The organism is Chryseobacterium lathyri (assembly GCF_030812195.1).
Lineage (GTDB): Bacteria > Bacteroidota > Bacteroidia > Flavobacteriales > Weeksellaceae > Chryseobacterium > Chryseobacterium lathyri_A.
Genome location: NZ_JAUSSF010000001.1, coordinates 897612 through 924611 on the forward strand (window position 1 = coordinate 897612; position 27000 = coordinate 924611).

The window sequence follows — 27000 nt, forward strand, 5'->3', positions numbered from 1 at the left end:
ATGAAAAAAGAAAGTCTTTACATTGGATGTTCGGGATTTTATAATAACGACTGGAAAGGGTCGCTATATCCTGAGAATGCCCAAAGTAAAGACTTTCTTACCTTATATGCCAAGGTTTTCAATACAGTGGAGATCAATTCCACTTTTTACAGGAAACCAACTGCTAAAACGCTTTTAAAATGGTATGATGAAACACCCGCTGATTTTAAATTTTTCATTAAAATACCAAAAGTCATTTCCCATGAAAAACGGCTGAAAGATGCTAAAGAAGATATTTCAGAGTTCTGTAAACACATCCAAATTCATTTAAAAGAAAAGCTTTCCGGGTTTCTGTATCAGTTTCCTCCTTCTTTTAAAAACTCACAGGAAAACATCGATCTGATCTTGACAAGTCTTGATTTTAATTATTTAAATGTTATAGAATTCCGTCATAATTCCTGGTGGACCGACGACATTTTCACTGTTTTAAAAGAAAATAATATTATTTTTTCCGGAGTCAGCTTTCCCGGTGATCTTCCGGAAGGAATCATAATCAATCATCCTGAAGCTCTGTATTACAGACTTCACGGAAAACCAATCCTCTATAAATCGGAGTACAGCTTGGATTTTCTCGATGATCTGGCTGAAAAAATCAGTCATTCAGGAAAAAAAGCATTTATATTTTTCAATAATACATGGGGCACTGCTGCCATTAAAAATGCGACATATCTTAAGGGGACTTTAAAATAAATCTCTACATTTCCGTCATACAATCAACTCTCTTTGCCTATTCTAGGATATAGCAAAAACAAATCATTACTTTTTATTGTTCAATTAAGATAATTCTCCATAAAAGGAAAAATAATTTAATCTCAACAGAAATAGAAAAAGACTATTGTTTTTACAATTATAAATGTTAAAATAATAGAAAAAGGAAAGATAATTCAAAACCTTTTAATCTATTAGGAATGATATTTAAAATAAGAACTTAAAATAAAATTAAAAAGCAGTGTTTTAACAAATACTGGCATATAATTTGTTAACATTTAAGCGATAATTTAACATTTTTTTAACGATTTAAATCTCCATTATCTTTATGAGAAAAATTTTTGGGGGAAAGTCAAAAAATATGACTTTTCTCGGGATGACTGCATTGATGAGTGCGGCCTCAATTGTATTCAACGGCTGTAATGGCAAAACTGATGTGAAAGAGTTTGAAAAAAAAGTTTCACTGGAACATCCCACCGTGAAAACGGTCCCGAAAATAGATGATGAGAATATAGAATCCGATAAAAGAATCATTTACCTTACTTTTGATGACGGCCCCAACCAGGGAACGGAAAATCTCCTTAAAATATTAAACAAAAGGAATGTGTGTGCTACTGCTTTTCTAGTGGGAAAACATGCTTATGGAAGTAAAAGACAGAAAGATGATATGGAACTTTTAAAAAGCAATCCTCTGATTGAGCTTGCCAATCACAGCTTTAGCCATGCCCATAATAAATACACCGATTTTTACAAGAACCCTGAGGCTGTAGTCCATGATTTTGATATTGCCAAAGACAGTCTTAAACTTTATGATAAGATAGCAAGAACTCCGGGAAGAAATATCTGGAGACTGAACAATATTAACGTTACCGATATTAAAAGTTCAACCGACGCTGCAAACGGCCTTAGAAAAGCAGGCTATAAAGTGATCGGCTGGGATCTTGAATGGAGACCTTCTCAGAAAATGACTTTAAAAGGAAGCCATGAGGCTATGATCAAAAAAGTGGACAGTATCTTCCTGAATGATCTGGAAAAAACATCAAGACACCTGGTTTTTCTTACGCATGACCAATACCTCAGAGATGCCGATTCCATCAATGAGCTGGACATGTTTATAGAAAAGCTTCAGAAAAGCAATAAATTTGTCTTCAGAAAGATTTCCCAGTACCCGGAGATCAATGATATTCTCAATTAATGTAACAGTGTATCAGTACAATTTAATAATGCACTGAATAAATTATATTGATGGTAACCGATAACTAGCAACTAATTAACCAGTAACCTGCACCCCCAACAACAATTTTACAGATTCATTAGTTTTTTGCTTTTAAAATTCAGAAATTTGCATTTATGGATATTAAAGAAAATTATCATGCAATAAAAAATCAGCTGCCTGCGGGAGTTCAGCTGGTTGCCGTTTCCAAAACACATCCTGCTCAGAATGTTCAGGAGGTTTATGACCTGGGACAAAAAGTCTTTGGTGAGAACAAGGTTCAGGAACTTATGGAGAAATACCCTCTCCTACCCAAGGATATCCAATGGCACCTGATCGGGCATCTGCAAACGAATAAAGTAAAATATATCGCTCCTTTCATTGATACTATCCAAAGTGTGGATTCAGAAAAACTTCTTTCAGAGATCAGTAAGGAAGCCGGAAAGAACAACAGAACTATTAAAGTACTGCTTCAGGTAAAAATTGCAGCAGAGGAAACCAAATTCGGATTTGAGATTGCTGAAGCTAAATCATTATTCCAACAGTATATTGACGGAAAATTCACCAATGTTGAAATTACCGGCCTGATGGGTATGGCCACATTTACAGACGACAAAGAACAGGTGAGAGAAGAGTTCTTGATTTTAAAAAGACTTTTTGATGAATTAAATCAATTAAAAACACTCGAAACTTTATCTATGGGAATGAGTGATGATTTCCCGGCTGCCATTGAATGTGGTGCTAATTCCGTAAGGGTTGGATCAGCTATTTTCGGGAGAAGAGATTACTCAAAATAGTATATTTAGGTATAGTTTTTGCTAATAATTGAATCAAAAAATCTAAATTTGCAACTATGCAAAAAATCCTTATTGTAGAAGACGAAAAAGCAATCTCGGGAGTATTACACAGTATCCTTTCTGATGAACTTACCGATTACGAATTTGTTATCGCTGAAGATGGCCTTGAAGGCTACAAACAGATAGAAAAAGAAGATTTCGCATTGGTGATCTCTGATATCAAGATGCCTAAACTTTCAGGAACAGAACTTTTAAAGCAAAGTATGATCTTAAAGCCTGAAAGCACATTTATCATGATCTCAGGTCACGCAGATATTGATTCTGCTGTTTCCTGCCTGAAGGAAGGTGCATATGACTTTATTTCTAAACCGATTGACATCAACAGGCTGATCACAAGTGTAAAAAATGCTCTAGCTAAAGAAAGTCTTAAAAAGGAAAATAAAAATCTTCAAACTGAAAATAAAACCTTAAAGAAAAAGGTTAACAAAAAATACCAGATGATCGGTGAGTCTCCTGCTTTGAAGAAGATCCAGGATATGATCGAAAAGGTAGCTGTTTCTGATGCCCGTGTTTTGATTACGGGACCTAACGGAGCCGGAAAAGAATTGGTAGCACACGCTATCCACAATCAAAGTGAGCGTGCAAGAGGCCCGATGATCGAAGTAAACTGTGCTGCGATCCCTTCTGAACTTATTGAATCTGAACTTTTCGGACACGTAAAAGGTTCTTTTACAGGGGCTATTAAAGACAAGCAAGGAAAATTTGAGCAGGCGAACGGAGGAACCATCTTTTTAGATGAAATTGGAGATATGAGCCTTATTGCCCAGGCTAAGGTTTTGAGAGCATTGCAGGAAAGTAAAGTGTCTCCTGTAGGAAGCGATAAGGAAATAAAAGTTGATGTAAGGGTAATTGCTGCTACAAATAAGAACATGCAGAAGGAAATTGAGGAAGGAAAGTTCAGGGAAGACCTTTATCACAGGCTTTCTGTAATTGAAATCTATGTTCCGCCGTTGGACGACAGAAAAGAGGATATCAAATTATTGGTAGATCATTTTTCCGGATTAATTGCCGATGAGCATGGTACTGCCGTAAAAAAGTTTGATGATAAGGCGATTGAAGCGCTTAAAGTTCTTTCATGGACAGGAAATATCAGAGAACTGAGAAATGTTGTAGAAAGATTAATTATTCTTGGCGGAAACACTGTTTCTGAAGAGGATGTTGCAAGTTTTGTAAGGAAATAATTTAATAGAACATTAAATATATGATAACAATTTGCAGTAGCCTTACTGCAAATTTTTTTTGCCCTATTTTTAAATATTAAACTATATATGAATCATAAAATACTATGAACTTTTTAAACAAAAATTATACGAAAGAATGCCTTACCCTGGCTCTTCCTGTCATGCTTACGCAGGTTGGGCAGGTCTCGGTGAATCTGTTCGACAATATCATTGTCGGAAAACTTTTAGGAGCGGATGCGCTGGCTTCCGTTTCATTGGGGAATGCCGTATTTTTCTCGGTGTTTGTACTGGCACTGGGTTTTTCATTTGCCATACCGCCTCTTGTTTCTGAGGCACATTCCAAGCAGGACCACGGAACTATTAATTCCGTATTCAGCCACGGATTTGTGATCAATATGGCTGTAGGGATTATTTTAATGGCAATTTTACTTTTAGGGATGCCGCTACTCTATCATTCCGGGCAGCCGGAGAAGATCATTCCGAATACGGTAGATTTCTTGGGTATTATGGCAATCAGCATGATCCCCTTCATGGCTTTTCAGACGCTTCGTGAAGTCTCTGAAGGTCTTTCTTATACTATTGGTGTTACGAAGGCAACGATTATTGCGAATGTTATTAATATTGTCCTGAACTATGTTTTCATTAAAGGACTCTGGATCTTTCCCGAAATGGGTGTAAAAGGATCAGCTTTAGCCACACTGATCTCCAGAATATTCATGGTGGTTTTCCTGTATGCTGTACTGGTGAAAGAGAAAAAAACAAGAAGATATATTAAAGATTTTTCCTTAAAAATTCAGGTTTTCTCCAGAAGTATGTTTGATAGAATGGTGAAACTGGGCCTGCCTACTGCCTTACAGATGTTCTTTGAAGTTACCGCTTTTGCAGGTGCAGCATTTATCTGCGGGCTGATTTCGGCTCACGATATTGCTTCTCATCAAATTGCTTTAAGTATGGCCTCATTTACCTTCAACCTGTGTGTAGGATTCAGTGTGGCTTCAACGGTTATGATCGGAAGAAAGCTTGGTGAGCAGAACTTTGTTGAATTAAGAAAAGTCGGGATCAACAACCTGAAAATCGCCTTTATTTTTATGTGTATCTGCGGATTGGTCTTTATTCTGGGAAGAAATATATTACCTACTTTCTTTACTAAAAAAGAGGAAGTTGAAGTGATTACCCTTGCATCGAAATTAATGATTATCGCTGCTTTATTCCAGCTTTCGGACGGAATTCAGGTAACGGCTTTAGGAATGCTCAGAGGACTTCAGGATGTAAAAATTCCATCGATCTATACTTTTATTGCTTATTGGGTGATTACTATTCCTTTAGGATACTTCTTATGTGTCACTTTAAAAATGGGCGCTTTCGGAATGTGGATCGCTCTAGGACTGGGACTCACGGTTTCTGCAGTTTTCCTGGTGAAGCGGTTTTTAAATATGTCTGCGAAGAGAATAAAGCAGAAACATACACAGAATATAACAATAGATCAATTGGGAGATTAAAACTCCGGTTATTGACTAAATTTAAAAAAGCTGCGCGAAGTCTTCGACTTCGCGCAGCTTTTTTATCCAAGAATAAGAACTTGTATATTTTGGAGAAATATAGGGAAAATCATCAATATTAATTGATTTAAAATCACATCATATACAAAATTATATATGATTAATATTGAATAATTAAAATAAAATTATATTATGTATAATAAATTCTTATTTTAGTATTCAAAACTAAACCAAAAACATCACAATATGAACAATGAAAATCTCAACACACTTGAGCTGTTTTACAAACAGTTTAAATAACCTTTCCCAACATTAAAAATTCCCAACCTGATTACTTTTTCAATGAAGTACAATCGGTAATCAAAGACGAGGCAACCAGATGGCATGCATTATCTTAAAGTAATCCAGCATGAACATCCAATGTCTCTGAAAGAAGCCTGTCTTAAAGATTGGTGCTTGCACAATAAACACCTGAAAGAATTTGTGAGCATAACTTAGAAAATAATCACATAGTGAGTATGAATACAATTTTTTATCATTTTAAACTAAAACCATATTATTATGAAACAATTTAATGTACCCAAGCCGGTATACCCTTGGGAAACCCTCTCAAGCCCCTTCGTTGGAACTTTCTATGAAGAAGAAACCCGTTGGTATGACCAGGATTATCAATTCTTATCAAAAGAGGCAATGACCAGGTACAGAAAAATGAGGTTAGTTGATGTAGGGCCCTTTATGGTACCTGCAGCTACCGAAAAGGACAAAATCCTGCATGCAACGCGTTTTGCTATTTATATGACAGTAACTGATGATTATGTTGAACTTTTGCCCATAAAGGAAATTGCAGCTTTCAGAGACCGTATTTTTGAGATAATGATGGGAGATGATCCAAAACCGGGAGAAATAGGAATGTTCCGTCAAATGCAAACAAACAGAAAGGAATGGATTGCGCTTGGGATGCCAGACTTCTGGCTTGAGCGGATTGCTAAGAATTATAAATACCGTTTCGTTACTGATGGAATTATGGAAGAATCACCATATAAAATCAGTAAAGACATTCCCCCTATTCCTCTCTTTCATTTAATCCGTGCAAATTCCATAGGAATGATTCCATTTGTTGATTTGATATGCCCTTCAACTGGTTTTGCTTTACCTGACTACATTTATAATCATACCGTTATCCAGCGTATTATTATGCTACAGTCAATCATTGTTGCTCTTCAGAACGATTTTGCAACTATTGGCAAAGAGCTCGCAATAGAATCAGAGATTTTCAATATCATCAAATTATTACAGCATCACAATAAAATTTCTTTTGATGAAGCCTGCAAAGAAGGAATGAGGATTCATGATGAGCTTGTAAACGAATTTGTAACACTATCAAACCATCTACCGGATTTCAGTCCATACCAAAAGGAGACAGAGGAATTTATTTATTACATAAAACAAATGATCAGTGGATTAAATAATTGGTATTATAAAAGCGGAACAGAACGATATGAACCTGATGGATTTGCTGTGCCGCCCAATGGAAAAGGTGAGACAATGGACAGAGTAGAAATTAAATATTTCTAGGACTGATATAGATAATATTTTACAGAATTTAAATCTTACAGAAGAATATAATTCAAAAGATTACATGCCATGTAGCCATTACCCCGGCCCGACTTTATCCATCCACATGCAGAGCAGATGAGGAAAGATATGGATGGATAATGGCTACATCTGACCTGACTTAACGCTTCAGCAATTTTTTTATCCAAGAATAAGAACTATACAAACTTAAACTATAATTCCTCCATATCAGTAAGCTTTGTTCCCTTTCCGCAAATTCTTTAAAGCTTGTATTTTCATCTGCATTTTCATTTTGAAGTTAAAACCGGGATTCATCTTACCTCTCAGAACATATGTCTCAAAAAAGATTTAACTCACTCTTTTCCCTAAAATCATCAAGCTCCTTTCAATTCCATCCAGAACCGCTACATCAGGAAACATTCCCCATTCTTCAAACCCGAAATTCCTGAAGAGTTTCAAACTGGCTTCATTATGTGAGAAGATAAATCCGAGCAGTGTTTTTATCCCTAAACTTGGTGCCTTATCAATACAGTATTCCATTACTTTTTTCCCATACCCTTTTCCTCTGCAGGATTCATCGAGGTAAATACTCATTTCAACTGTTCCATTATAGGCAGGTCTTCCGTAAAATGAAGAAAAACTTACCCATCCTATCGTTTCATGATCATTATTTTCAATGATCCAAAGCGGCCTTGTCTCTGGATTATGTTCGTCAAACCAATTTTTTCTGCTTTCCACAGAGACACTTTCTGTATCGGCAGTAACCATTCTTGAAGGAATGGTAGAATTATATATCTCAACTATTTTTTCTAAATCTTTCAGTTCAGCATTCCTGAATTGCAGCTCTCCCATTTTTTATATATTTCTCTGCAAAAATAAGAAGCCTACAGCTTTAACTTGCAGAAAGTTCGTCTGTAATTATAATTTATTTTACTTTCCTAAATTCCTTAAAGTCCGGTTCAGACTTCTCACCGTAATTCCCAAATAGGCAGCCATATCTTCTTTTGAAATCTTTATCCCTTGTTGCGCCTGCAGTTCAAGAAGCTGGGACAATGTATGTTCAGCCGCATACAACTGTTGATATGAGGCTCTTTTTGAAGTATTGACAATACGTTCAGCAAATACGTCCAGCAACAGATTATTCAATGCGAGATCAGCTTTTATCAAAGACCTGAAATACGGTATAGCAACAGCATACACAGTAACATCTGTAACTGCTTCAATGCTGCAAAGGCAGGGGATATTCCGGATCAATTCTATTTCCCCGGTGACCTCCCCTTTTCCCAGAAACTCAACAATATACTCTTTACCATTATCTTCAACGAAAAAACATTTGGTAATTCCTTCTTTGATCAACATTACTTTAGAGAGTTCCTCACCCTGCGCGAATATTCTATCGCCTTTGGAAAATGATCTTACCACGATATCTTCTTTGCGTTCCTGCTTTTCATATAAACCTTCCAAATGGTTTAAAAATAGCTGATTGGTCCGTAACATATCTTATCCGGGACAAATGTCCTTTTCTGTTTGAATTTTTATATTGAATTTTGTCACGAGAAAAATACAAAAGTAAAATGAATAATCATATAATGACCATCGCTTTTGATGCAGATGATACGCTTTGGATCAATGAACCTTATTTTCAGGAAGCTGAAAAGGAATTCTGTGCACTTCTTGAAGATTATCTGCCCCAGCATTCTGTTTCTCAGGAATTATTCAAGACTGAAATGAAGAATCTTCAACTCTACGGTTACGGCGTAAAAGGTTTCATGCTCTGTATGATAGAAACCGTCAGCAGAATTTCAGAAGGTACAGCATCCATGCAGTTGATCAACCAAACCATCGAGATCGGTCAGGACCTGCTGCAAAAACCCATAGAACTGTTAGATGGAGTCACAGAGACATTGGATGCTTTAAAAGGGAAATATAGGCTGGTAGTGGCCACAAAAGGCGATCTGCTGGATCAGGAGCGGAAACTTAAGAATTCAGGACTCCAGGAATACTTTCATCATATAGAAATTATGAGCGACAAGAAGGAAAGTGATTACCAGAAGCTGCTGAAACATCTGGATTGCAAACCAGAGCAATTTCTAATGCTCGGAAATTCTATAAAATCAGATATTTTACCGGTACTGGAGATCGGAGGTTTTGCAGCACACATTCCTTATCATGTGACCTGGACCCATGAACAGCATGAGCATCATTTGGAACATAAAAATTTTATGGAATTGAAGAGTATTGATGAAGTGCTGAAGTATTTATAAAAAAGCCCGTTCATTGTTTAGAACGGGCTTTCTATTTAACCATTTTATTTCTTCAAACATTTCTCAAGGAACTGATCCTGTTCCCATAAAAGGTGTAAGATGTTTTCTTTAGCTACATAACCGTGAGATTCTTTCGGAAGCAGAACCATTTTCACAGGAGCTCCTAAATTTTTAAGAGCCTGGAAATATCTTTCCGTCTGCAAGGTAAAAGTTCCCGGATTATTATCAGCATCACCATGAACCAAAAGCATTGGTGTTTTCATTTTGTCAGCATTCATGAATGGAGACATCGTATTATAGATTTCCGGAACATCCCAGTAATTTCTCTGTTCACTCTGGAATCCGAACGGAGTCAAAGTTCTGTTATAAGCACCACTTCTTGCTATACCGCACGCATAATCTTTGGAATGGGTTAGCAGGTTGGCCGTCATAAATGCACCGTAAGAATGTCCTCCCACCGCTACTTTTGTTCTATCAATATAACCTAACTGGTCTACAGCATCTATGGCCGCTTTTCCATTAGCAACCAACTGTGGAATAAAGGTATCATTCGGTTCTGTTTTTCCTTCACCGATGATCGGGAAAGCAGCATCATCCAGTACGGCATACCCTTTTGTAGTCCAGTACACGAAAGATCCGTAGTATGGGAATGTAAAATCGTTCGGGTTCTGGGTATTCTGCCCTGCTGTGTTTTTATCCTTGTATTCTGTAGGATAGGCCCAGATCAGTAAAGGAAGCTTTTCTTTTTTAGCTTTTCTGTCGTAATTGGCAGGCAGATAAAGAGTTCCCGTTAAAGTAACTCCGTCATTTCTTTTGTACGTAATTACCTCTTTATAAACGTCTTTAATACTTTCAAAAGGATTCACAAATTGAGTTACTGCTTCTGCTTTATTGGACTTAATATTCTTTTTAAAATAGTTCGGATACAGGCTTGGAGACTGCTGAGTCGTGAGAATTTCACCTTTTGAAGGATTCAGGATATCTATGATCTCTTCCTTACCATTCTTCATATTAGATGTATACAGTCTTTTCTTTTTAAGTGACTTTACATCCATTTCGTCGATGAAGGGATGTTGCCCATCTTTCGTAAATCCATCTCCTATGAGGTAGGTTTTTCCTCCTTTCATATCAATAACATATCTTCCGTACTGATTTTTCGTAGTACTAAAGTTCCCCGGATCACTGTAAACATCCTGGTAATTTCTGTCATCAATCACTTTTGATTCACCATTATTAAGGTCTACAAGGAAAGATTTGGTATTTCTTGTATCATACCACCCTTCGGAAATTATGGCATAGTGATCATTGGTCCAGCTTACGCCTTCATATCTCTGTTTTGTTTTAAAGAATGATTTTGGAGCAGCGGCAAATGGCGCTTCCCATGTAAAAATCTCATCTCTATACTCAGCAGATTTAGACTGGTCGCCTCCATCCAGCGCTTCAGCAAATATTAAAGTAGCCGGTGCGTCATTTCTCCAGCCCATGCTTCTTTTCCCTGTTCTTACAGATGAAAATCCTTTTGGCATTATTTCATTTAAAGGAACATCATTTACTATTTTCACTGCATTCCCTTTCATATCGTATACCGTAGTTGTCAGAGGAAATCTGCTTAAAGGAACAATGTATGAAAAAGGCTTTTTAATCACCGTTGCCATTAAATAATTTCCGTCCGGAGAAAAGCTTAAACCGGAATACATATCCTGATCTTTTACTTTTTTAAGATTCCCGCTCAGGTCTACATTATAAATTTCTGAAGCAGTAAGAACCTCAAAGTTTTTTTCATCCTGAGGATTTTTCAGAAGATCCTGATAGGTTCTGTTTTGCGAAACCTTACCATCAGCCGTAGAAACGATGGGTCCGGTGGGAAGATCCTTGCTGGCATCTATAAGAGCCGGTCTGTTTTGAGGAAGTGTTTTGATCAGAAGGCCTTTAGAATCATTGTACCAGGTATAAGGTGTTCCTAAGTTGGCATTCAGGTTATCACCGGTAATTTTTTTGGCAGAAGCAGTTTCCATATCTACTGTCCAAAGTTCAACTCCTTTATTGGTTGTATTGGTAAATGCCAGTGTTTTTTCGTCCGGTGAAAATGAAATATATGTGATTTTGGCATTGGCAGGCAGATTTTTCACCTGAATCTCGCTTTTATCATTGATCTTTCTGACCTTCAGATTATCAGAGTAAGTTATGCTGCTTGAAATATTAGTAACAGGATTGATTCTTAAACCTGCAAGTTTCATTTCCTGCTGATTAAGATCTCCAAGTGTTTTATAGGTAGGGCGGTAAGTGAAAACCACCCAGTCTTTTTTGCTGTTCATCAGAACACTTGGCGGTCTTTCGTAATCTGCAAGCTTTAGAATTTCAGCAGATGGTTTTTGATAAGTAATATTCTCCTGTGCATCATAGAAATTGAGAAATGCCAGAAGGCAAATGGTCAGTTTTATCTTCATATAAATTCGTTTTCCACGAATGTAGTGATTTTTGCGTATAATTAAAATGATAATTTTACTCCCCTTAGTCGTGATATAATTAAATAATTCTATATTAGTAGTACCAAATAATTTAAAATATTTATTATGAAAAATCTAAAAAAATTATCCAAGAGAGATTTAAAAACTATTATTGGAGGACATGTGCCATCATGTCCTTCCGGATACAAAGCATGTGTAGCAGGTGAAGATGAAAACGGTACAATTATATGGACCTGTGTATGGTCCTCGCTGCCATGTCAGCCATAATAAATAAAAAGAGCATTCAAATTGAATGCTCTTTTATCTTTTATCTTTTATCTTTTATCTGAACCGGACTACCAATCCGAAGCTCTTTTTCTTTTTTCTATCATATGGTCTACCGATATTTTTCCCGCACCAAAAACCATGAGAAGCAGATAAACAGACAAATAGATCAGACTCATTTCTTTTTTATCAAAAGGATCTGCTCCATGAACTACAAAAGCCGCAATGGTCATGGTAAAAATCAGAAATCCTAAAGAAATCCTTGTAAAAAGACCTAGAATAAGAAGTATTGAACAAACAAATTCAGCAATAACCGTAAGAACCAAGGTCACTGTAGGACCTAATCCTATAAAGTCGAAAAATTCAATTTTACCGCCCTCAAGCAGCATCTGAAGTTTTGGAAACCCGTGAGAAAGCATGGCAAAACCTACAAATACTCTCACTGCTAATAAAATAATATCTTTAGGCACTGAGCTGGAATTTGAATTAAAATAGTTCATTTACTAAAAATTTAGACTAAAGTTAATAAAAATCTTTTAATAGAACGGAATCGAGGGCATTTTTAGTTTATCTGTATCCGAAATTTTTAAGATCCCTGTCGTTTTTACGCCAGTCCTTTTTCACTTTTACAAAAAGATTCAGATGAATTTTCTTTGAAAAGAATTTTTCAAGATCCAATCTGGCTTCTGTTCCTACTTTTTTAATAGCTTCTCCTTTATGTCCAATGATAATTCCTTTCTGGGTATCTCTTTCTACATAAATAATAGAATCAATGAAAATAATCCCCTCTTTTTCTTTAAACTGCTCGGTAACCACTTCTACAGAATAAGGAATCTCTTTTTCATAGTTTAAAAGGATTTTTTCACGGATCGCCTCATTCACAAAAAATCTTTCCGGCTTGTCTGTATACTGTTCCTTGTCATAATAAGGAGGATTCTCCGGTAACAAGGATCTTAGTTTTGGCAGAATAATATCTGTATTGAAGGCATTAAGGGCAGAAATAGGAAGAATCTCAGCTTTCGGGATTCTTTGGTGCCATTCTTCTACCAGTTTTTCAAGTCCTTCCTGTGTAGTCTGATCTACTTTATTCAATAAAAGCAATACAGGGACCGGGATCTTGTTAAGTTTATCAATTAAAAATTCCGAAGGTTCAGCTTTGTCAGTAACGTCTACAATGAATAAAAATACATCGGCATCCTGTAAAGAATCCTTCACAAAATCCATCATTTTTTCCTGAAGACCATACTTTGCGTCTAAAACTCCGGGTGTATCTGAAAATACAATCTGTAAATCCTCTTCATTATAAATTCCAAAAATCCTGTGGCGTGTTGTCTGTGCCTTTTGTGTTACGATAGCCAATTTCTCCCCCATTAACTGGTTTAATAAGGTAGATTTTCCGGCATTAGGCTTTCCGACTATATTTACGAATCCTGCTTTGTGCATATAATAATTTTTAGGCTCAATATTGAGCCGGCCTGCAAAGTTAGTGAAAACAAAATTTAATTGGGTTTTGTTTCTATGAAAAGTAAGTACAGCCTTTGAAAAAGTAATATATTTATGGGAAAATTCATCTATGACCGAAGCAGAAAAGCATTTTGCAGAATTAACAGATTTGAAGACAATAGGGAAAACCTTTAAAAAGTAATTAAAACTCATGGATATAGACCAGATCCTTGACCGTATTTATGTTTTGCCAGAAGCTTCTAAAAACGCTTTGAAGCACCACATTCAAGAAGTATCACATCCAAAATATTTCTGTCTCATGGAAGTGGATAAGATTATCCCGCATATCTATTTTATCAGGAAAGGGATTGTACGTGCCTATGCCTCTACAGCTGAGAATGATATTACATTCTGGTTCGGAAGTGAAGGCGAAACCATAGTTTCCATGAAAAGCTATGTGGAAGACAGGCCGGGCTATGAAAGTATTGAGCTTTTGGAAGATTGTGATCTTTACATTCTGAAAACGGAAAGCCTGAAAAAACTTTTTAATGAAGACATTCACATGGCCAACTGGGGAAGGAAATTTGCAGAAAAAGAGCTTGTGAAAACGGAAGAATTAATAATTTCAAGACAGTTTAAAACTTCTTTGGAACGATATAAAGACCTGATGACCAACAAACCTGATCTCTTAAAAAGAGTCCAACTCGGCCATATTGCGTCTTATCTTGGAATTACTCAGGTAAGTCTTAGCAGAATACGTGCAGAAATAAAATAATTTTTTAACAAATGTATAATTTTTTTCCTTTCTGAAAGTTGAAATTTGCAGGAGAGAAAATCAAAAAAAATGAATTGGATTATTTTAATCGTCGCCGGATTGTTTGAGGTTGCTTTTGCATCCTGTCTGGGAAAAGCCAAAGAAACCTCCGGATCTGAGATGTACTACTGGTATGCCGGTTTTCTGGTGACCATGACGATCAGTATGGCATTGCTGATCAAAGCTACACAAACACTTCCAATAGGGACGGCTTATGCTGTATGGACAGGGATAGGAGCTGTAGGAACAGCGCTTATGGGAATTTTCTTTTTTAAAGATCCTGTAAGCTTTTGGAGAGTATTTTTTATTATAACCTTAATTGGTTCTGTAGTAGGACTGAAATCTGTTTCTCACTAAGATCAAAAACAATTTCTATCTATATTAAATAAACCCGTCTTCTATAGAAGGACGGGTTTATTCTTTATTTTTTGAAAACTACAGGTAAGATCTCATTTTGTCTCAACCCATATTTTTTGATTTCTTCTTCTGAAAAATTCTGGGAGTAGAAGTTCGGTTCTGTTTCAAAACCGGCCTTTCTCAAGCGGTCGAAATAATCCATTCCGTACCAGCGGACATGATCGTACTGCCCAAAATGTTTCTGGCGTTCTTTCGGATCTCTTATTGAAAAATCTTCATAGGTCTTTTCCATAGAGTTTCTCATGGGAACCTGAAAAATTCCCCAGCCTCCGGGCTTCATTACCCTGTACAATTCGCTGATAGCCTTCGCATCATCTTCGATATGTTCCAGGACATGGTTGCAGAAAACAATATCAAAACTTTCATCAGGAAAAGGTAAATCCAAAATATCCGCCTTCACATCTACAATGGGAGAAAAAAGATCTGCAGAAATATAATTCAGATTTTTCATCATCTTAAATTTTCTGAGGAATTCCTGTTCGGGAGCAATATGAAGAACTTTTGCATTTTTAATAAAAAAATCGGTCTCATTCTGAAGATACAGCCACATCTGGCGGTGTCTTTCCAAACTCAGGGTTCCGGGAGAAAGTGCATTTTCCCTTTGTTTTCCATAGCCGTAAGGAAGGAATTTCCGGTAAGACCTTCCGTCGATAGGGTCATAGAATTCTTCTCCTTTAAAAAACTGATAAATAAGCGGCCTCGCCCAGATACTCATTTTAATAAGCATTGGGCGAGGTATTTTATTGAGTAAAAGTTTAGTTACTTTTTTCATTAAAAATCCAATTGGAAAGGCTTTTCTTCATCACTTACGATCCTAAGAGCCTCATAAACATATTTGAATGTTGAAAGCAGCACCGGTTTCCCGTTGATCACCGCTACATCGTGTTCAAAATGGGCAGAAGGCAGGTTATCTAAAGTAGTGACCGTCCAGCCGTCATTATGGAATTTCACTTTTTCAGTACCAAGATTCACCATCGGTTCGATAGCAATGGCAAGACCGTCTTTAATGACTTTTCCGCTTCCCTGTCTTCCGTAATTCGGAACCTGGGGATCTTCGTGCATTTTTCTTCCAAGACCATGTCCTACAAGCTCTTTTACCACCCCATATCCTTCTTTTTCACAATGGGTCTGAATCGCATGGGAAATATCCCCTATCCTTTTTCCTCTCACACACATTTCAATTCCTTTGTAAAGAGATTCTTTCGTTACCTGAAGCAGCTTTTTAACTTCAGGTTTCACTTCCCCGATCTCAAATGTGTAGGCATGATCTCCTACAAAACCATTGAGAATAACCCCACAGTCTACAGAAAGAACATCCCCTTCTTTGATAATATCATTATTGGGAAAACCGTGAACAACCTGGTCATTTGGAGAAATACATAAAGAATTCGGGAAACCGCCATATCCTAGAAAAGCAGGTTCTGCCCCATGATCCTTAATGAAATCGTGGGCCAGCTTATCAAGGTGTAAAGTATTGATTCCCGGTTTTATTTCTTTTGCAAGCATTCCCAGTGTTTTCGAAACCAGGTGTGCACTCTCCTTCATCAGGCGGAGCTCCTCTATTGTTTTTAATTGAATCATTGTATTAATTTACCAATGTATTAATGTACCAGTGTAACAATTTATCAATACGTCATTGCTACATTGTTATACTGTTAAATTGTTATATTATACTTTTCTACCAGAAAAGTCCTTTTTTCTTCTCTTTTTTAAGTTTTGAGTAAGCCAGAACTTCTTTTCCTTCTACACGGAATTCTATTCTCTCTTGGATAATATTGTAGATTTCACCCCAACCAGGAAATCCTCCCAAATTCCTGTCATCAATGAACCAGTCTGCATCCAGCTTTCTTGACTGATTTTCAGGATCGAAAACCTCTCCTTCAAAACTGGAATTTACTGCATAAAATTCTACACCGTTATTTCTGCAAAATTCTACAGCTTCATCCAAAGTTTTTCCATGTCTGTATGTCCAGAGAATTAATCTGTACCCTTCTGCCTGAAGTCTTTTTAATGTTTCGAAAGCAAAGATTTTTGCTTTACCAATTGCCGGATATGCATCATCAACGATAGTTCCGTCGAAATCAACAGCAATTTTTTTGTTATTTAACATTTTGTCTTTTTTTAGCTTTGCAAAGATAAGAAATAAAAAGAGTGCCGAAAACGATGGCACTCTTAAGTTTTATAATTTAGTGTTTGTAAAGTTAGCCTTTTACCCACTTGAACTGAAACTGTAAATCCGGAGTTGAGATTCTGTCTGTGATTTTCTGAAGTCTCGAAGGCAGTTTCATCAGGTATTCCTGAGCTTTTTCAGCTTGCTCAGTAAGTCCTTTTACATGCTCTATCTTCCATTCATCCAATAGGTCTTTCATTATATTGATATAATCCTGACCTGTATATACCATGCATCTTTGTGCTGCATCTGAGAAATGTCCCCAAAGCTCTCCGGCTTTTTGTCCGGACTGTCTCATCATATGAGCAGGCATTACGATCTTTTTACGCATCATATCTTCAAATGCAAGGATCATTTCTGATGGGTCTATTTCTAAAATTTTGGCAACGAAATGTTTGTAAGCTTTTGCGTGTCTGGCTTCATCTGCAGCAATTACCCCACACATTTTGGCCAGTTTCCCGTTTCCGGACTGTTTTGCCAATGTTCCTACTCTTCTGTGAGAGATATTGGTTGCAGTTTCCTGAAAACTTGTATAAACGAAGTTTCTGTATGGATCCATGCTTGTTCCTAAATCAAAACCGTCGTTAATTAAATATTGAGTGGTCACTTCCAGTTCTCTCATATTCACTCTTCCGCACAGATAAAGGTATTTGCTCAAAAGATCTCCATGTCTGTTTTCTTCACCAGTCCATGCTCTTATCCAGTTGGCCCAGCCTACTTCTTTCTGCTCCTGATCCACTCCGTCTACTCCCATTAACCATGATTCATACGATGGTAAAGCTTCTTCTGTGATACAGTCGCCAATCAAAGTTACAAACAAATCATAAGGCATTTCACGGGCAAAAGTCTGGATTTCTTCTAGATCATATTTAAAATCAGAGCTTGACGGATCCGGAAGGTAATCGGAAGGCTGCCAGATTTTTTCAATTGGCGTTAAAAATTTATCCAGAAAAGAACCTACTTCCTTTTCCAAAATTCCCATTACTTCTTTTCTGACAAGCTTTTGATACATCTTATTATATAGATTTTAATTTACAAAGATATGATTTATTTATTATTTGTGGCATAATAACCTATGCAACTCATACGATGACTGACATAAATCATACAAAAATGCCGCCATCAATACAATAACGGCATTTTTCGGACAATATTATTGAATTTTTAACTAACTAAGATATCTCCGGTCATTACTTCCGGAATTTCCACTCCCATTACTTTTAAAATTGTAGGGGCTACATCTCCGAGTTTTCCGGGCTTTAAATTCCATGTATGGTCTTTATCCATCACAATAAATGGTACAAGGTTCGTGGAATGCTGGGTATTTGGGGTACCGTCCGGGTTGATCATTACATCTGAATTTCCATGGTCGGCCAAAATAAATACGGCATAGCCATGCTCATACGCTGCAGTTGCCACTTTTTCAATACATTTATCTACTGTTTCTGCTGCTTTTACGGCTGCTTCAAAAACTCCGGTATGGCCTACCATATCAGTATTGGCAAAATTCAGACAGACAAAATCCGCTGTTCCGTTTTCCAGTTCGGGCACAATGGCATTGGTAATGTCATAAGCAGACATTTCCGGTTTAAGGTCATACGTCGGAACATCTTTCGGACTTGGGCAAAGCAGTCTTCTTTCTCCGTTGAACTCTTCTTCTCTGCCTCCGGAAAAGAAAAACGTTACGTGAGGATATTTTTCTGTTTCAGCAATTCTGATCTGTGTTTTACCGTTTCTTTCAAGAATTTCACCCATTGTTTCCTTCAGTACTTCTTCATCAAAAACAACCTGTACATTCTGGAAAGTCTTGTCATAGTTGGTTAAAGTAATATAATGAAGGTTCAGCTTACGCATAAAATACTCCGGAAAATCTTTCTGGCAAAGGACTTCTGTGATCTCACGCCCTCTGTCTGTACGGAAATTAAAACAGATCACCACATCACCGTCAATGATTTTAGCTACAGGCACTACATTTCCTGTTTCTGTGCTGTTGATAAGAATAATAGGCTTCAGAAACTCATCGGTCACGTTATTATCATAGGAAGATTTAATAGCAGTCAAAGCATCTGTCGTCTGCAGTCCTACTCCTTCTACCATCGCATCGTATGCCAGTTTTACACGTTCCCATCTTTTATCACGGTCCATCGCATAATATCTTCCGATCACCGTTGCCAGCTTACCCACGGTAACCTCCATATGATTTTGAAGCTCTTCTATAAACCCAAGCCCTGAATGTGGATCACAGTCTCTTCCGTCTGTAAAGGCATGTACAAAGACATTTTCATGCAGCCCAAATTCATGCGCGGCGGTCAGTAAACCTTTTAGGTGATTGATATGCGAGTGTACACCACCATTGGAAACCAATCCGATGAAGTGCAGCTTTTTATTTTCTCTTTTAGCATATTCAAAAGCATCCTGAATGACCTGCTGCTGTCCCAATGTACCATTTTCCACAGCCATATTCAGTTTTACAAGATTCTGATAGACCACTCTTCCTGCTCCTAAATTCATGTGTCCTACTTCAGAATTCCCCATCTGTCCTACAGGAAGTCCTACAGCCAATCCGCTGGCTTCAAGTGTTGTATGTGGAAATTTTTGGTAACAGCTGTCTATAAATGGAGTGTTTGCTTTATCTAAGGCAGAAACTTCAGGATTTTTTCCCAGTCCCCATCCGTCAAGGATTGCTAATATTGCTTTTTTTGACATTTCTTATAACTTTTTGTTACACAAATTTACCTAATTTCCGATGAATGGAAGAATTTGAAAAGTTTATTTTGAAAACATTGGGGTAAAAACATTATGCAAGTACTTTTTTGATCTCCGCAGATTTCATCACTGATGACACAGATTATAAATAATGTCTGCATTCTCAAATTTTCCTATATTTTTTTGCGTTAAATTATCTATTGATCTGATCCACTTTTATAAATTATTATTTAATTTTGCTTAATGGATTTACGAGATCAGTTAAAGAACCTTTTCCCTGAACATGAAGAACAGGATTTTGAAATGCCTAAAGACGAATTTAAGCAACAGGAACCTTTGGTATGTAAATTTGAGAAAAAAGGCAGAAACGGTAAGCCTGTAACGATTGTTGAAGGCTGGGAAGGCAGTGAGGAAGATTTGAAGAAAATCTCAAAGAAAATAAAAACCACCTTGGGAATAGGCGGTTCAGAGAAAGATGGAACGATCATTATTCAGGGTGATAACCGTGACAAAATAATGAATATCCTTAAAGAAATGGGATATAAAACCAAAAGAGTCGGCGGATAGGTCTAGAAATAGATCTGGGTTTCCGGCATCAGGCTTTTCAACCGTTCAATCTTAGTTTTCTCGATAGGGTTTCCTGTCAGAATAAGGGTCTTTAGCTTTTTCAGCTGTCTTATTTCAACAGGAAGATCTTTCAGGTTATTATTAGCCAGATTCATACTGACTATATTTTTCAGTCCTTTTATGTTAGGGGATATTTCTGTGATATGATTACTGCTTGCATTCAAAAATTCGAGATTCTGAACTTTGAACAGGTTTTCCGGCAGCTTTACAATAGCATTCTGCTGCAGTTCAAGATATTTTAAATGTTTAGGGAAAGAAAGATTCCCCAAATCATTAATCTGATTTTCAGACAAGTTCAGAAATTTTAAATTTTTAATTTTGTATAAACGGTCCGCAATACTACTGATCTGGTTTCCCTGAAGGTTAATTTCTTCCAACGCCGGTATTTCCATCAGGGCTTCGGGAAAAATATTCAGATTATTGGCATCAAAATGTACTGCCTTTAAATTCTGAAGTTTTGCAACATTGGGATTGATGCTTGTCAGGCCATTGAGGTTCATTGAGAATGTATTCAGCTTTTTCAGATTTCCAATTTCGTCAGGAATATACTTGATACTGTTTTCATTCACATTCAAGATTTCCAGCTCTGTTAATGTAAAGATCTCCTGATCCATTTTTTCAAGCTTATTCCCCATGATGTTAAGGAAAAATAAGGATTCCAGTTTCGAAATTTTGGGAGGCAGGTTAAAAAGCCCCTTTTCCCTGAAGCTCATGCTGTAAACCGTTTTCTTACTGTTTAGAGCTTCATCAATACTGGTAAATGTAGGATATTTCACAGGATCTATCTGTGCCTTTGCAAGACATAGGGAGAGAACAGAAATCAATAGAACAAATTTTTTCATAGAGATAAATTTCGGGCGGCGGCTTTGCCGCCGCCCGAAATAGATATTAATAATTTATTTTTTTAATAGTTTCACGGTCTTCTGGAAACCACCTTCCGCTTCAATATTCAGAACCAGAATACGGGATGCTTCCAGCTGATGGGTAAAGTCAAGATCCAATGATTTGTTGATCCCGCTGAATTTATTCGTGTAAACGATTTTTCCATCCATGCTGTATGCTGTTACTGAAATATCTTTTAGGCCTTTTGGAGAATTGATCTTAACGATTCCTGAAGTAGGATTCGGAGCTACTTCAACCGTATTTTCCGCATTTTGGTTTTCAACAGTTCCTAATGCTCCTGCAGTTCCTAAGTTTTGTTTTAAGGCAATAACGATGGTAGCTGATTTTCCTCTGTAATCAATTGTATTCCCGGTAGCATCTACATCCGTAGAAATCGTAGAATTCGGATGCTGAATTGAGAAGAAACCAAATTTATGATCCGGTGTAAATGTCAGTCCTGTAGGCTCTGATCCCGCTGGCATAGAAGCGAAAAGCCTCACTTTAGGATTAGCCGCTGTATGATCCGGAGCAATTACCCAGATATAATTTTTTCCGCCATCCTGAAGCACCCAAAGATTTCCAAGTTCGTCAAAAGTAAGGTTGTCGTTTCCATCGCCCCATGCTTCAGATTTTATTCCTTGTGCTGTATTGAATGAATAAGATGTAGAAGCACCTCCCACAAAAGTTTCTACCTGAGAAGCAGTTGTTCCGTTATCCTGAAGACGGTATATTTTATCCAATCCTTTTGCCGTAAAATAAATCTTTCCATCTAAAGGACTGATCTCTACATCTTCCACTCCATTAAAGCTCGTACCTCCCAATGACTGAGCAAGAGCAGTTGTATTATTCTGGTCTGCTTTCACTTTGTTCGGAACTTGGATCCATGTCGCTGTAGTTCCTACAGGATCTCCGGAAGTACTTAGTCCCTGATCAAGCTTTAATACATAAAGGTTTCCTGAAGCAAGATTATTCGGTGTATCCATTACATATTTGTAGACCATGTGTGTTCCACCGTCTTCTCCGTAATAGGCTGTAGTTCCTGCATTATTTACCACTACATTTTCGTGACTCATAATTCCCATCTGCCAAAGTTTTCCTTTGGATCCGTCTGCATTTTTGGAAATGACTTGTGCTGTGGCCGGGTCAATTTCCACTAACCATCCATAGTCTTTATAGCCGTCACTGTTCACATCATTGGAAGTAACAGATTCTTCTGCTGTAACAACGGTTCCCCAAGGAGTAATCCCTCCTGAACAGTTTCTGATCGTCTGAACCAGGCTCGGATCTGAGAAGCTTACAGCTCTGGATCTTGTCAGCTGCCAAAGTTTGGTAGAAGCATTGTAATTAACCTCAGCAATGGTAACACCTCCGGGATTTGTTTCGTGATTCACAGAAAGATATCCGTTCGTACTGCTTCCTAATTTTGCAACATAGGCTGTAAAGTCATTCAGACCTCCTACCATTCCACCGCCTTCAGTATAATTGTCACCTTCTTTTAATATAAGCTGGTATTTATGCTCAGCCGGGATAATCAGTTTACTGGTCTGAACAGTCGGAACGATGGAAGTAAAACAACTAATGTGTGTTCCTGTACATGCCGGAGGAGGTGTAACAGTAGCTGTTGTCTTTAAATAAGCATCAATTCTAAGATCTGAACTGGCTCCGGTTCTGTTGTGAAGCTCAATGGAAATCCTGTTGGTTCCGTTTACAAAGCTAGATTTCGGAATAGAAAAAATATTATAAGCACTCTCTGCTGAACCATCTATCGTGGTACTTGAAGGGGTACTGAAAGTAATGTTACCGGTCGGCATATTGTCTCTCACCACTTCCACTCCGTTAAGATAAACTACGATTCCGTCGTCTCTCATTACCCCTAATTCCATATTGTCTGACAGGGTTGACAGGTCTGCTGTGAAATCTTTAGCAAAATAAGCTGCTGTAAGACCCGAGCTGATAGTAGTGGTTACAGGATCTCCATAACCAAGAGGCCCGTTGCCTGCTGCCCACGTTGAGATATTAAATGTCTGGTCTTTCCATGAATCTGCCAGGGCTTGGTTGTTATCTTTATAATTCCAGGACGAGTTTTTATTGAATAAAAAAGTTTGTGCCTGTACACTAAAGCCAGCGACCATTGCCAGCGCAGCAATTGTAAGTAATTTTCTCTTCATTTTTTAATTGATTTATTAGACTCTACAAAGCTATTTTTTTGGCGCGGCACCTTTGTTAATAAGAGTTTAAATATATAGCGAAGAATATTAATTAATTCATAACCCAATGTTAAGGGAGTTAAATAATCATTAAATAATGTAGTCTTTTGAGTGGAGGGTTTGGATAAAGTAGGATATAGAGATTTATTAGACTGGAATCATTTACTTATAAAAAGGATTCTGTATAAATGCATTATTGATGTTTACGGCTCTCTCTCCGACTCTTAAACTCTTCCACCTTATCTCGCCTTACTGATATCCGTCAGGGAATTCAGGAAAGCAATGACCTGCTTGATTTCTGTTTTTGTTAAATTCAGTTTATCCGGTGGCAGTGTTTGGTTTTTCATCTTTAAACCGAGGCCTTCTCCTCCACCTTCATTATAGAAGTCCATAACTTCTTCCAGGGTATTGAAAGCTCCGTTATGGAAGTATGGCTTGGTAAGGGCAATATTTCTTACCGTAACGGTTTTGAAAGAATAATCATAGATCCATGATTTTTCTTTTTTTACAGGGCTGTTTCCCCTTCCCAGATCAGAATCCAGTTCAACAGGAAGCTGATTGACAGGTTTTGCTGTAATTCCTAAGACTTCGGATTCATTCTCATTGAAAAACGGCGGTACAAGGCCTGAAAAATGTGGCGCAAAGTGGCAGGTTGCACAGTTGGCTTTTCCCATAAACAGGTTGTATCCTTTTTTAACATCTTCAGAGACTTCTTTTTCGTTCCTCATAAATCGGTCAAAATCACTGTCAAAAGAATACAGGGATGCTACATAAGAACTTAAGGCTTTGGAAAAATTCTCTTTGTTTATTTTACCGTCTTTAAAAGCAGTACGGAAAGCTTTCTTATACTCAGGTTTTGTTTTTAATTTTTTGATGATCTCTTCATAGCTTGTATTGAACTCATCATCATTGTAAATCACATGTTCTGCCTGCTGTTCCAAATAAAAAGCGCGAAGATCATAGAAAAACCTTTTGGCAAAAACAGCATTGTACAGAGACGGAGAATTTCTCAGAACTGTTTTTCCTTCTACGTTGCTCTGCGATTTTACTTTAAGATCTGTAAAAGCATTTTCCTGAAGGTGGCAGGCAGCACAGCTCATTTTACCATTTTGGCTTAAATTCTGGTCATAGAAAATAGATTTTCCGAGATTTCGGAGGCCTGCATTATCTTCTGATGACTCCAACAATGTATAAAAATACGGATCCAGAAAATCACTGTTGAAAAGATTTTTGCTCTTCACATTCCAACCGGAAAATTCTTTAAGATCATCGGCTCTTCCGTCCCATTTTCCAAATTCTTCATACAGCGGCTGAATATATTTTTTGTAAAATGCAATTCTGTCAAAAGTTTCAAAATCTTTGTTCACAGAAACATAATTGATTCCTTCACTAAGGATTTGATTGGCTTTCTGCACATTATAGTTTTTAAAGTAAACATCATCGTTGATGTATTCTTTTATTCCTCTAAGGGCATGGCTAGCCTCTTCGGAAATATTCAGGGAACCCGGTGTATCAAAGCCTGTAACTCCGAGGGTATAAATTCTTATCAATTCTATTCTTAATGGCAGTGTTTTATTGTTTCCACGGCTTAATCCATTCTTTATGGTACTCAGATAAAAGCTTGAATAGGAATTGTACAGAAAATCTGTCATGGTTTTGATCTTTTCTTTTTGGTCCCCGGCTTCATCGGAAAATATCAGTTCATCCAAAACCTGGAGCCCTTCCGGTGGCAGCGTAAAAGCAGAGGTTCCCGCAGCTTCAATATGAAACAGAGGAGCAGCATTAAGATGTGTTTTTGTAAATTCCGGATAGTGATAGGCAATATAAAATTCGATTTCTTTAAATGAATTTCTTGTCTCTCTCAAAGAATTTCTAAGTTCTTCAATAGAGATCTCGTCTTCTGAGAATTTATAGACATCCGATTTCAGCCGGTCCAGCCTGTTTTTAAAATCTGATAAGCCTTTATTGACAAAGGTATTTTCGCTTTTTTTTCCCTTATCGACCGGGTTAAAGGACATAACAGCCAAACCTATCAAAACAATCACAGCTAGCAGCGGATATAATCTCATGAATTTTTAGCGACAAAAGTAGCGTTCCGATGTTATCTTAAGATTAATTGGAGATTAAAAAATGTTTATATTTTAGGTGAAATATTTTTATTAATTTTAAACCCCGAAATCAAATTCATTATACTTAACGACGGCTGATTTCTATAGGCCGGTTCAAAAAAAGGTGACGAAAGATATTGGGAGAGGACTTATAACATCATTTTCAGTAAAATTAAAAACAAAATATTATTATGAAAACAAAAGTATTATTCGCTTTTGCGGCGAGTTTCCTTTCGATTTGTGCATTTTCACAGAAAAAGAAAGAAATGGCCGTTTATGCAGAGAAAAAAGGCAACGATTATTACCTGATACGCCTGGAAGAAGGCAAACAGGTTCCAAATGTTTATGTGTATTCAAATGGAATAACTAAACCTTATAAGAACTATACCGAACTTAAGGATATTGTTATGGATTTTCCGGGAATGATGGACTCGAGCAGTTCAACAAAGGAAGAAATGGTCTCTGTTCTAAAAAAAGGAGATAAGCTCTACGAAATAACAACACAAAGGAAAGATCCGAAAAACTTTGAAAAAACCATTATTACGGTCTATGAGATTTTCCAGGGACAAAAACGGATTGTAGAAGAATATGATACCATCTATGATCTTTCCGGATCACCTTACAAAGAAGCCATTTTCATTAATTAAAAAAACAAAAAATATAAATTATGCTAAATAAACTTGCTGCCTCAGAGCTGGTACTGAATGATGACGGAAGTGTATACCACTTAAATCTTTTACCTGAAGATATTGCTGATAAGATCATTCTTGTAGGAGATCCGGACAGAGTGGCAAAAGTTTCAAAATATTTTGACAAAGTAGAGATCAAAAAAAATAAAAGGGAGTTCTATACCCATACCGGAACACTGCGCGGAGAAAGAATTACCGTAATGTCTACAGGTATCGGAACGGAAAATATTGATATCGTGATGAACGAGCTTGATGCCCTGGTGAATATTGATCTTAAAAACAAAGAGTTTAAAACGGAACATAAAGCACTTGAGCTTTTCCGTATGGGAACTTGCGGAAGTGTAAATCCGGACGTACAGGTAGATAATATGCTGGTCACCCAGAATGTTGTAGGTCTGGATGGGCTGATGCATTTCTACCAGGATTACAGCTTCGAGAATGAATTCTCCAAAAGCTTCATGGAAAAATTCCCGTATGAGAAGATCAAGCCAATGCTTTATTTCTCAGACTGGGCAGAAGAAATGGCAGAATATTATAAAGATGCCAAATACCACGGAAATACAGCTACTTTCCCGGGATTCTATGCTCCGCAGGGAAGACAGCTGCGTTTAAAGGCGGTTGATGATAAGTTTCTAGAAACATTAAATGACCTTGGAGTGACCAACTTTGAAATGGAAACCTCAGCAATCTATGCCCTTTCAAAACTATTGGGTCACAAGGCAATTACAGTGAATAACGTTATAGCCAACAGAAGACGTGGGGAATTCTCTGCAGATCACCATGCTTCTGAAAAGAACCTGATTGACTGGGTATTAGAAAGAATCATTAAATAAAATTCCAAAAGAAATTTAAGTCCAAATATCTGCGTG

Annotated in this window: 26 protein-coding genes; 13 read left to right on the plus strand and 13 right to left on the minus strand. The window is 37.2% G+C overall.

What is annotated here, in order from left to right:
* The 6 genes from J2T03_RS04145 (at position 1) to J2T03_RS04170 (ending at position 7072) form a co-directional block, all read left to right on the plus strand.
* The gene (locus J2T03_RS04145) at positions 1-729 is read left to right on the plus strand and encodes a DUF72 domain-containing protein (protein WP_307209610.1); all 729 of its coding nucleotides are present in this window, start codon (positions 1-3) and stop codon (positions 727-729) included.
* 346 nt (positions 730-1075) lie between these two features.
* On the plus strand, positions 1076-1942 hold the full coding sequence (locus tag J2T03_RS04150; RefSeq protein ID WP_307209611.1) for a polysaccharide deacetylase family protein: 867 nt from the start codon (positions 1076-1078) through the stop codon (positions 1940-1942).
* Between the two features lie 155 nt (positions 1943-2097).
* Positions 2098-2757 (plus strand): YggS family pyridoxal phosphate-dependent enzyme, encoded by a 660-nt coding sequence (locus tag J2T03_RS04155; RefSeq protein WP_307209613.1) that lies wholly within the window; start codon positions 2098-2100, stop codon positions 2755-2757.
* A 56-nt stretch (positions 2758-2813) separates the two neighbouring features.
* A complete protein-coding gene (locus tag J2T03_RS04160) occupies positions 2814-3998 on the plus strand; it encodes a sigma-54-dependent transcriptional regulator (protein WP_306842289.1) in 1185 nt (394 codons plus the stop codon).
* 104 nt (positions 3999-4102) lie between these two features.
* Complete coding sequence (locus tag J2T03_RS04165) at positions 4103-5497, plus strand: MATE family efflux transporter (RefSeq protein ID WP_307209614.1); 1395 nt, start codon at positions 4103-4105, stop codon at positions 5495-5497.
* Positions 5498-6058: 561 nt separating this feature from the next.
* Positions 6059-7072 carry a terpene synthase family protein gene (locus J2T03_RS04170; RefSeq protein ID WP_307209615.1) on the plus strand — a complete coding sequence of 338 codons (1014 nt, stop codon included), beginning with the start codon at positions 6059-6061 and terminating at the stop codon, positions 7070-7072.
* Positions 7073-7420: 348 nt separating this feature from the next.
* On the opposite strand, the gene J2T03_RS04175 is transcribed toward J2T03_RS04170, so the two are convergent.
* Both J2T03_RS04175 and J2T03_RS04180 read right to left on the minus strand, forming a co-directional pair.
* Positions 7421-7924, minus strand: coding sequence for a GNAT family N-acetyltransferase (locus J2T03_RS04175; RefSeq protein WP_307209617.1), 504 nt, complete (start codon positions 7922-7924; stop codon positions 7421-7423).
* 78 nt (positions 7925-8002) lie between these two features.
* Positions 8003-8569: a Crp/Fnr family transcriptional regulator gene (locus J2T03_RS04180; protein ID WP_307209619.1), complete on the minus strand. Its 567-nt coding sequence runs from the start codon at positions 8567-8569 to the stop codon at positions 8003-8005.
* Positions 8570-8646: 77 nt separating this feature from the next.
* Here J2T03_RS04180 and J2T03_RS04185 point away from each other — a divergent pair, with 77 nt between their 5' ends.
* Entirely contained in the window at positions 8647-9336 is a 690-nt protein-coding gene (locus J2T03_RS04185) for an HAD family hydrolase (protein ID WP_307209621.1), read from the plus strand.
* A gap of 44 nt (positions 9337-9380) precedes the next feature.
* Here the strand turns inward: J2T03_RS04185 and J2T03_RS04190 are convergent, their stop codons facing one another.
* On the minus strand, positions 9381-11783 hold the full coding sequence (locus J2T03_RS04190; RefSeq protein ID WP_307209623.1) for an alpha/beta hydrolase family protein: 2403 nt from the start codon (positions 11781-11783) through the stop codon (positions 9381-9383).
* A 126-nt stretch (positions 11784-11909) separates the two neighbouring features.
* On the opposite strand from J2T03_RS04190, the gene J2T03_RS04195 reads away from it, so the two are divergent.
* Complete coding sequence (locus J2T03_RS04195; protein WP_307209625.1) at positions 11910-12071, plus strand: bacteriocin-like protein; 162 nt, start codon at positions 11910-11912, stop codon at positions 12069-12071.
* Between the two features lie 68 nt (positions 12072-12139).
* Here J2T03_RS04195 and J2T03_RS04200 read toward each other — a convergent pair whose 3' ends face one another.
* The gene (locus tag J2T03_RS04200; RefSeq protein ID WP_307209627.1) at positions 12140-12568 is read right to left on the minus strand and encodes a DoxX family protein; all 429 of its coding nucleotides are present in this window, start codon (positions 12566-12568) and stop codon (positions 12140-12142) included.
* A 67-nt stretch (positions 12569-12635) separates the two neighbouring features.
* Entirely contained in the window at positions 12636-13511 is an 876-nt protein-coding gene (gene era / locus J2T03_RS04205; protein ID WP_306843135.1) for a GTPase Era, read from the minus strand.
* Between the two features lie 211 nt (positions 13512-13722).
* Here era and J2T03_RS04210 point away from each other — a divergent pair, with 211 nt between their 5' ends.
* Entirely contained in the window at positions 13723-14286 is a 564-nt protein-coding gene (locus tag J2T03_RS04210; RefSeq protein ID WP_307209629.1) for a Crp/Fnr family transcriptional regulator, read from the plus strand.
* Between the two features lie 69 nt (positions 14287-14355).
* Positions 14356-14682, plus strand: coding sequence for a DMT family transporter (locus J2T03_RS04215; RefSeq protein ID WP_306842273.1), 327 nt, complete (start codon positions 14356-14358; stop codon positions 14680-14682).
* Positions 14683-14746: 64 nt separating this feature from the next.
* Here J2T03_RS04215 and J2T03_RS04220 read toward each other — a convergent pair whose 3' ends face one another.
* From J2T03_RS04220 to gpmI, 5 genes are all read right to left on the minus strand, one after another.
* Entirely contained in the window at positions 14747-15514 is a 768-nt protein-coding gene (locus tag J2T03_RS04220) for a class I SAM-dependent methyltransferase (RefSeq protein WP_306842272.1), read from the minus strand.
* Positions 15514-16323, minus strand: a complete 810-nt coding sequence (gene map, locus J2T03_RS04225) for a type I methionyl aminopeptidase (RefSeq protein ID WP_307209631.1) — start codon at positions 16321-16323, stop codon at positions 15514-15516. Before map ends, J2T03_RS04220 begins: the two co-directional genes overlap by 1 nt.
* Positions 16324-16420: 97 nt before the next feature.
* Positions 16421-16852 carry a BT0820 family HAD-type phosphatase gene (locus tag J2T03_RS04230; RefSeq protein ID WP_111953053.1) on the minus strand — a complete coding sequence of 144 codons (432 nt, stop codon included), beginning with the start codon at positions 16850-16852 and terminating at the stop codon, positions 16421-16423.
* Positions 16853-16943: 91 nt separating this feature from the next.
* Positions 16944-17924, minus strand: a complete 981-nt coding sequence (locus J2T03_RS04235; RefSeq protein ID WP_306842267.1) for an acyl-ACP desaturase — start codon at positions 17922-17924, stop codon at positions 16944-16946.
* Positions 17925-18076: 152 nt separating this feature from the next.
* Complete coding sequence (gene gpmI, locus J2T03_RS04240) at positions 18077-19618, minus strand: 2,3-bisphosphoglycerate-independent phosphoglycerate mutase (protein WP_306842266.1); 1542 nt, start codon at positions 19616-19618, stop codon at positions 18077-18079.
* Positions 19619-19861: 243 nt separating this feature from the next.
* On the opposite strand from gpmI, the gene J2T03_RS04245 reads away from it, so the two are divergent.
* Positions 19862-20185: a translation initiation factor gene (locus tag J2T03_RS04245; protein WP_306842264.1), complete on the plus strand. Its 324-nt coding sequence runs from the start codon at positions 19862-19864 to the stop codon at positions 20183-20185.
* Positions 20186-20187: 2 nt separating this feature from the next.
* Here the strand turns inward: J2T03_RS04245 and J2T03_RS04250 are convergent, their stop codons facing one another.
* The 3 genes from J2T03_RS04250 to J2T03_RS04260 form a co-directional block, all read right to left on the minus strand.
* A complete protein-coding gene (locus J2T03_RS04250; protein WP_307209633.1) occupies positions 20188-21087 on the minus strand; it encodes a leucine-rich repeat domain-containing protein in 900 nt (299 codons plus the stop codon).
* 54 nt (positions 21088-21141) lie between these two features.
* Positions 21142-23295 (minus strand): alkaline phosphatase PhoX, encoded by a 2154-nt coding sequence (locus J2T03_RS04255; RefSeq protein WP_307209634.1) that lies wholly within the window; start codon positions 23293-23295, stop codon positions 21142-21144.
* Positions 23296-23573: 278 nt separating this feature from the next.
* Positions 23574-25403, minus strand: a complete 1830-nt coding sequence (locus tag J2T03_RS04260) for a cytochrome-c peroxidase (protein ID WP_307209636.1) — start codon at positions 25401-25403, stop codon at positions 23574-23576.
* Between the two features lie 230 nt (positions 25404-25633).
* Between J2T03_RS04260 and J2T03_RS04265 the strand changes: the two genes are divergently transcribed.
* Positions 25634-26089, plus strand: coding sequence for a hypothetical protein (locus J2T03_RS04265; RefSeq protein WP_307209638.1), 456 nt, complete (start codon positions 25634-25636; stop codon positions 26087-26089).
* A gap of 20 nt (positions 26090-26109) precedes the next feature.
* A complete protein-coding gene (locus tag J2T03_RS04270; protein ID WP_307209639.1) occupies positions 26110-26964 on the plus strand; it encodes a nucleoside phosphorylase in 855 nt (284 codons plus the stop codon).
* Positions 26965-27000: the final 36 nt, after the last annotated feature.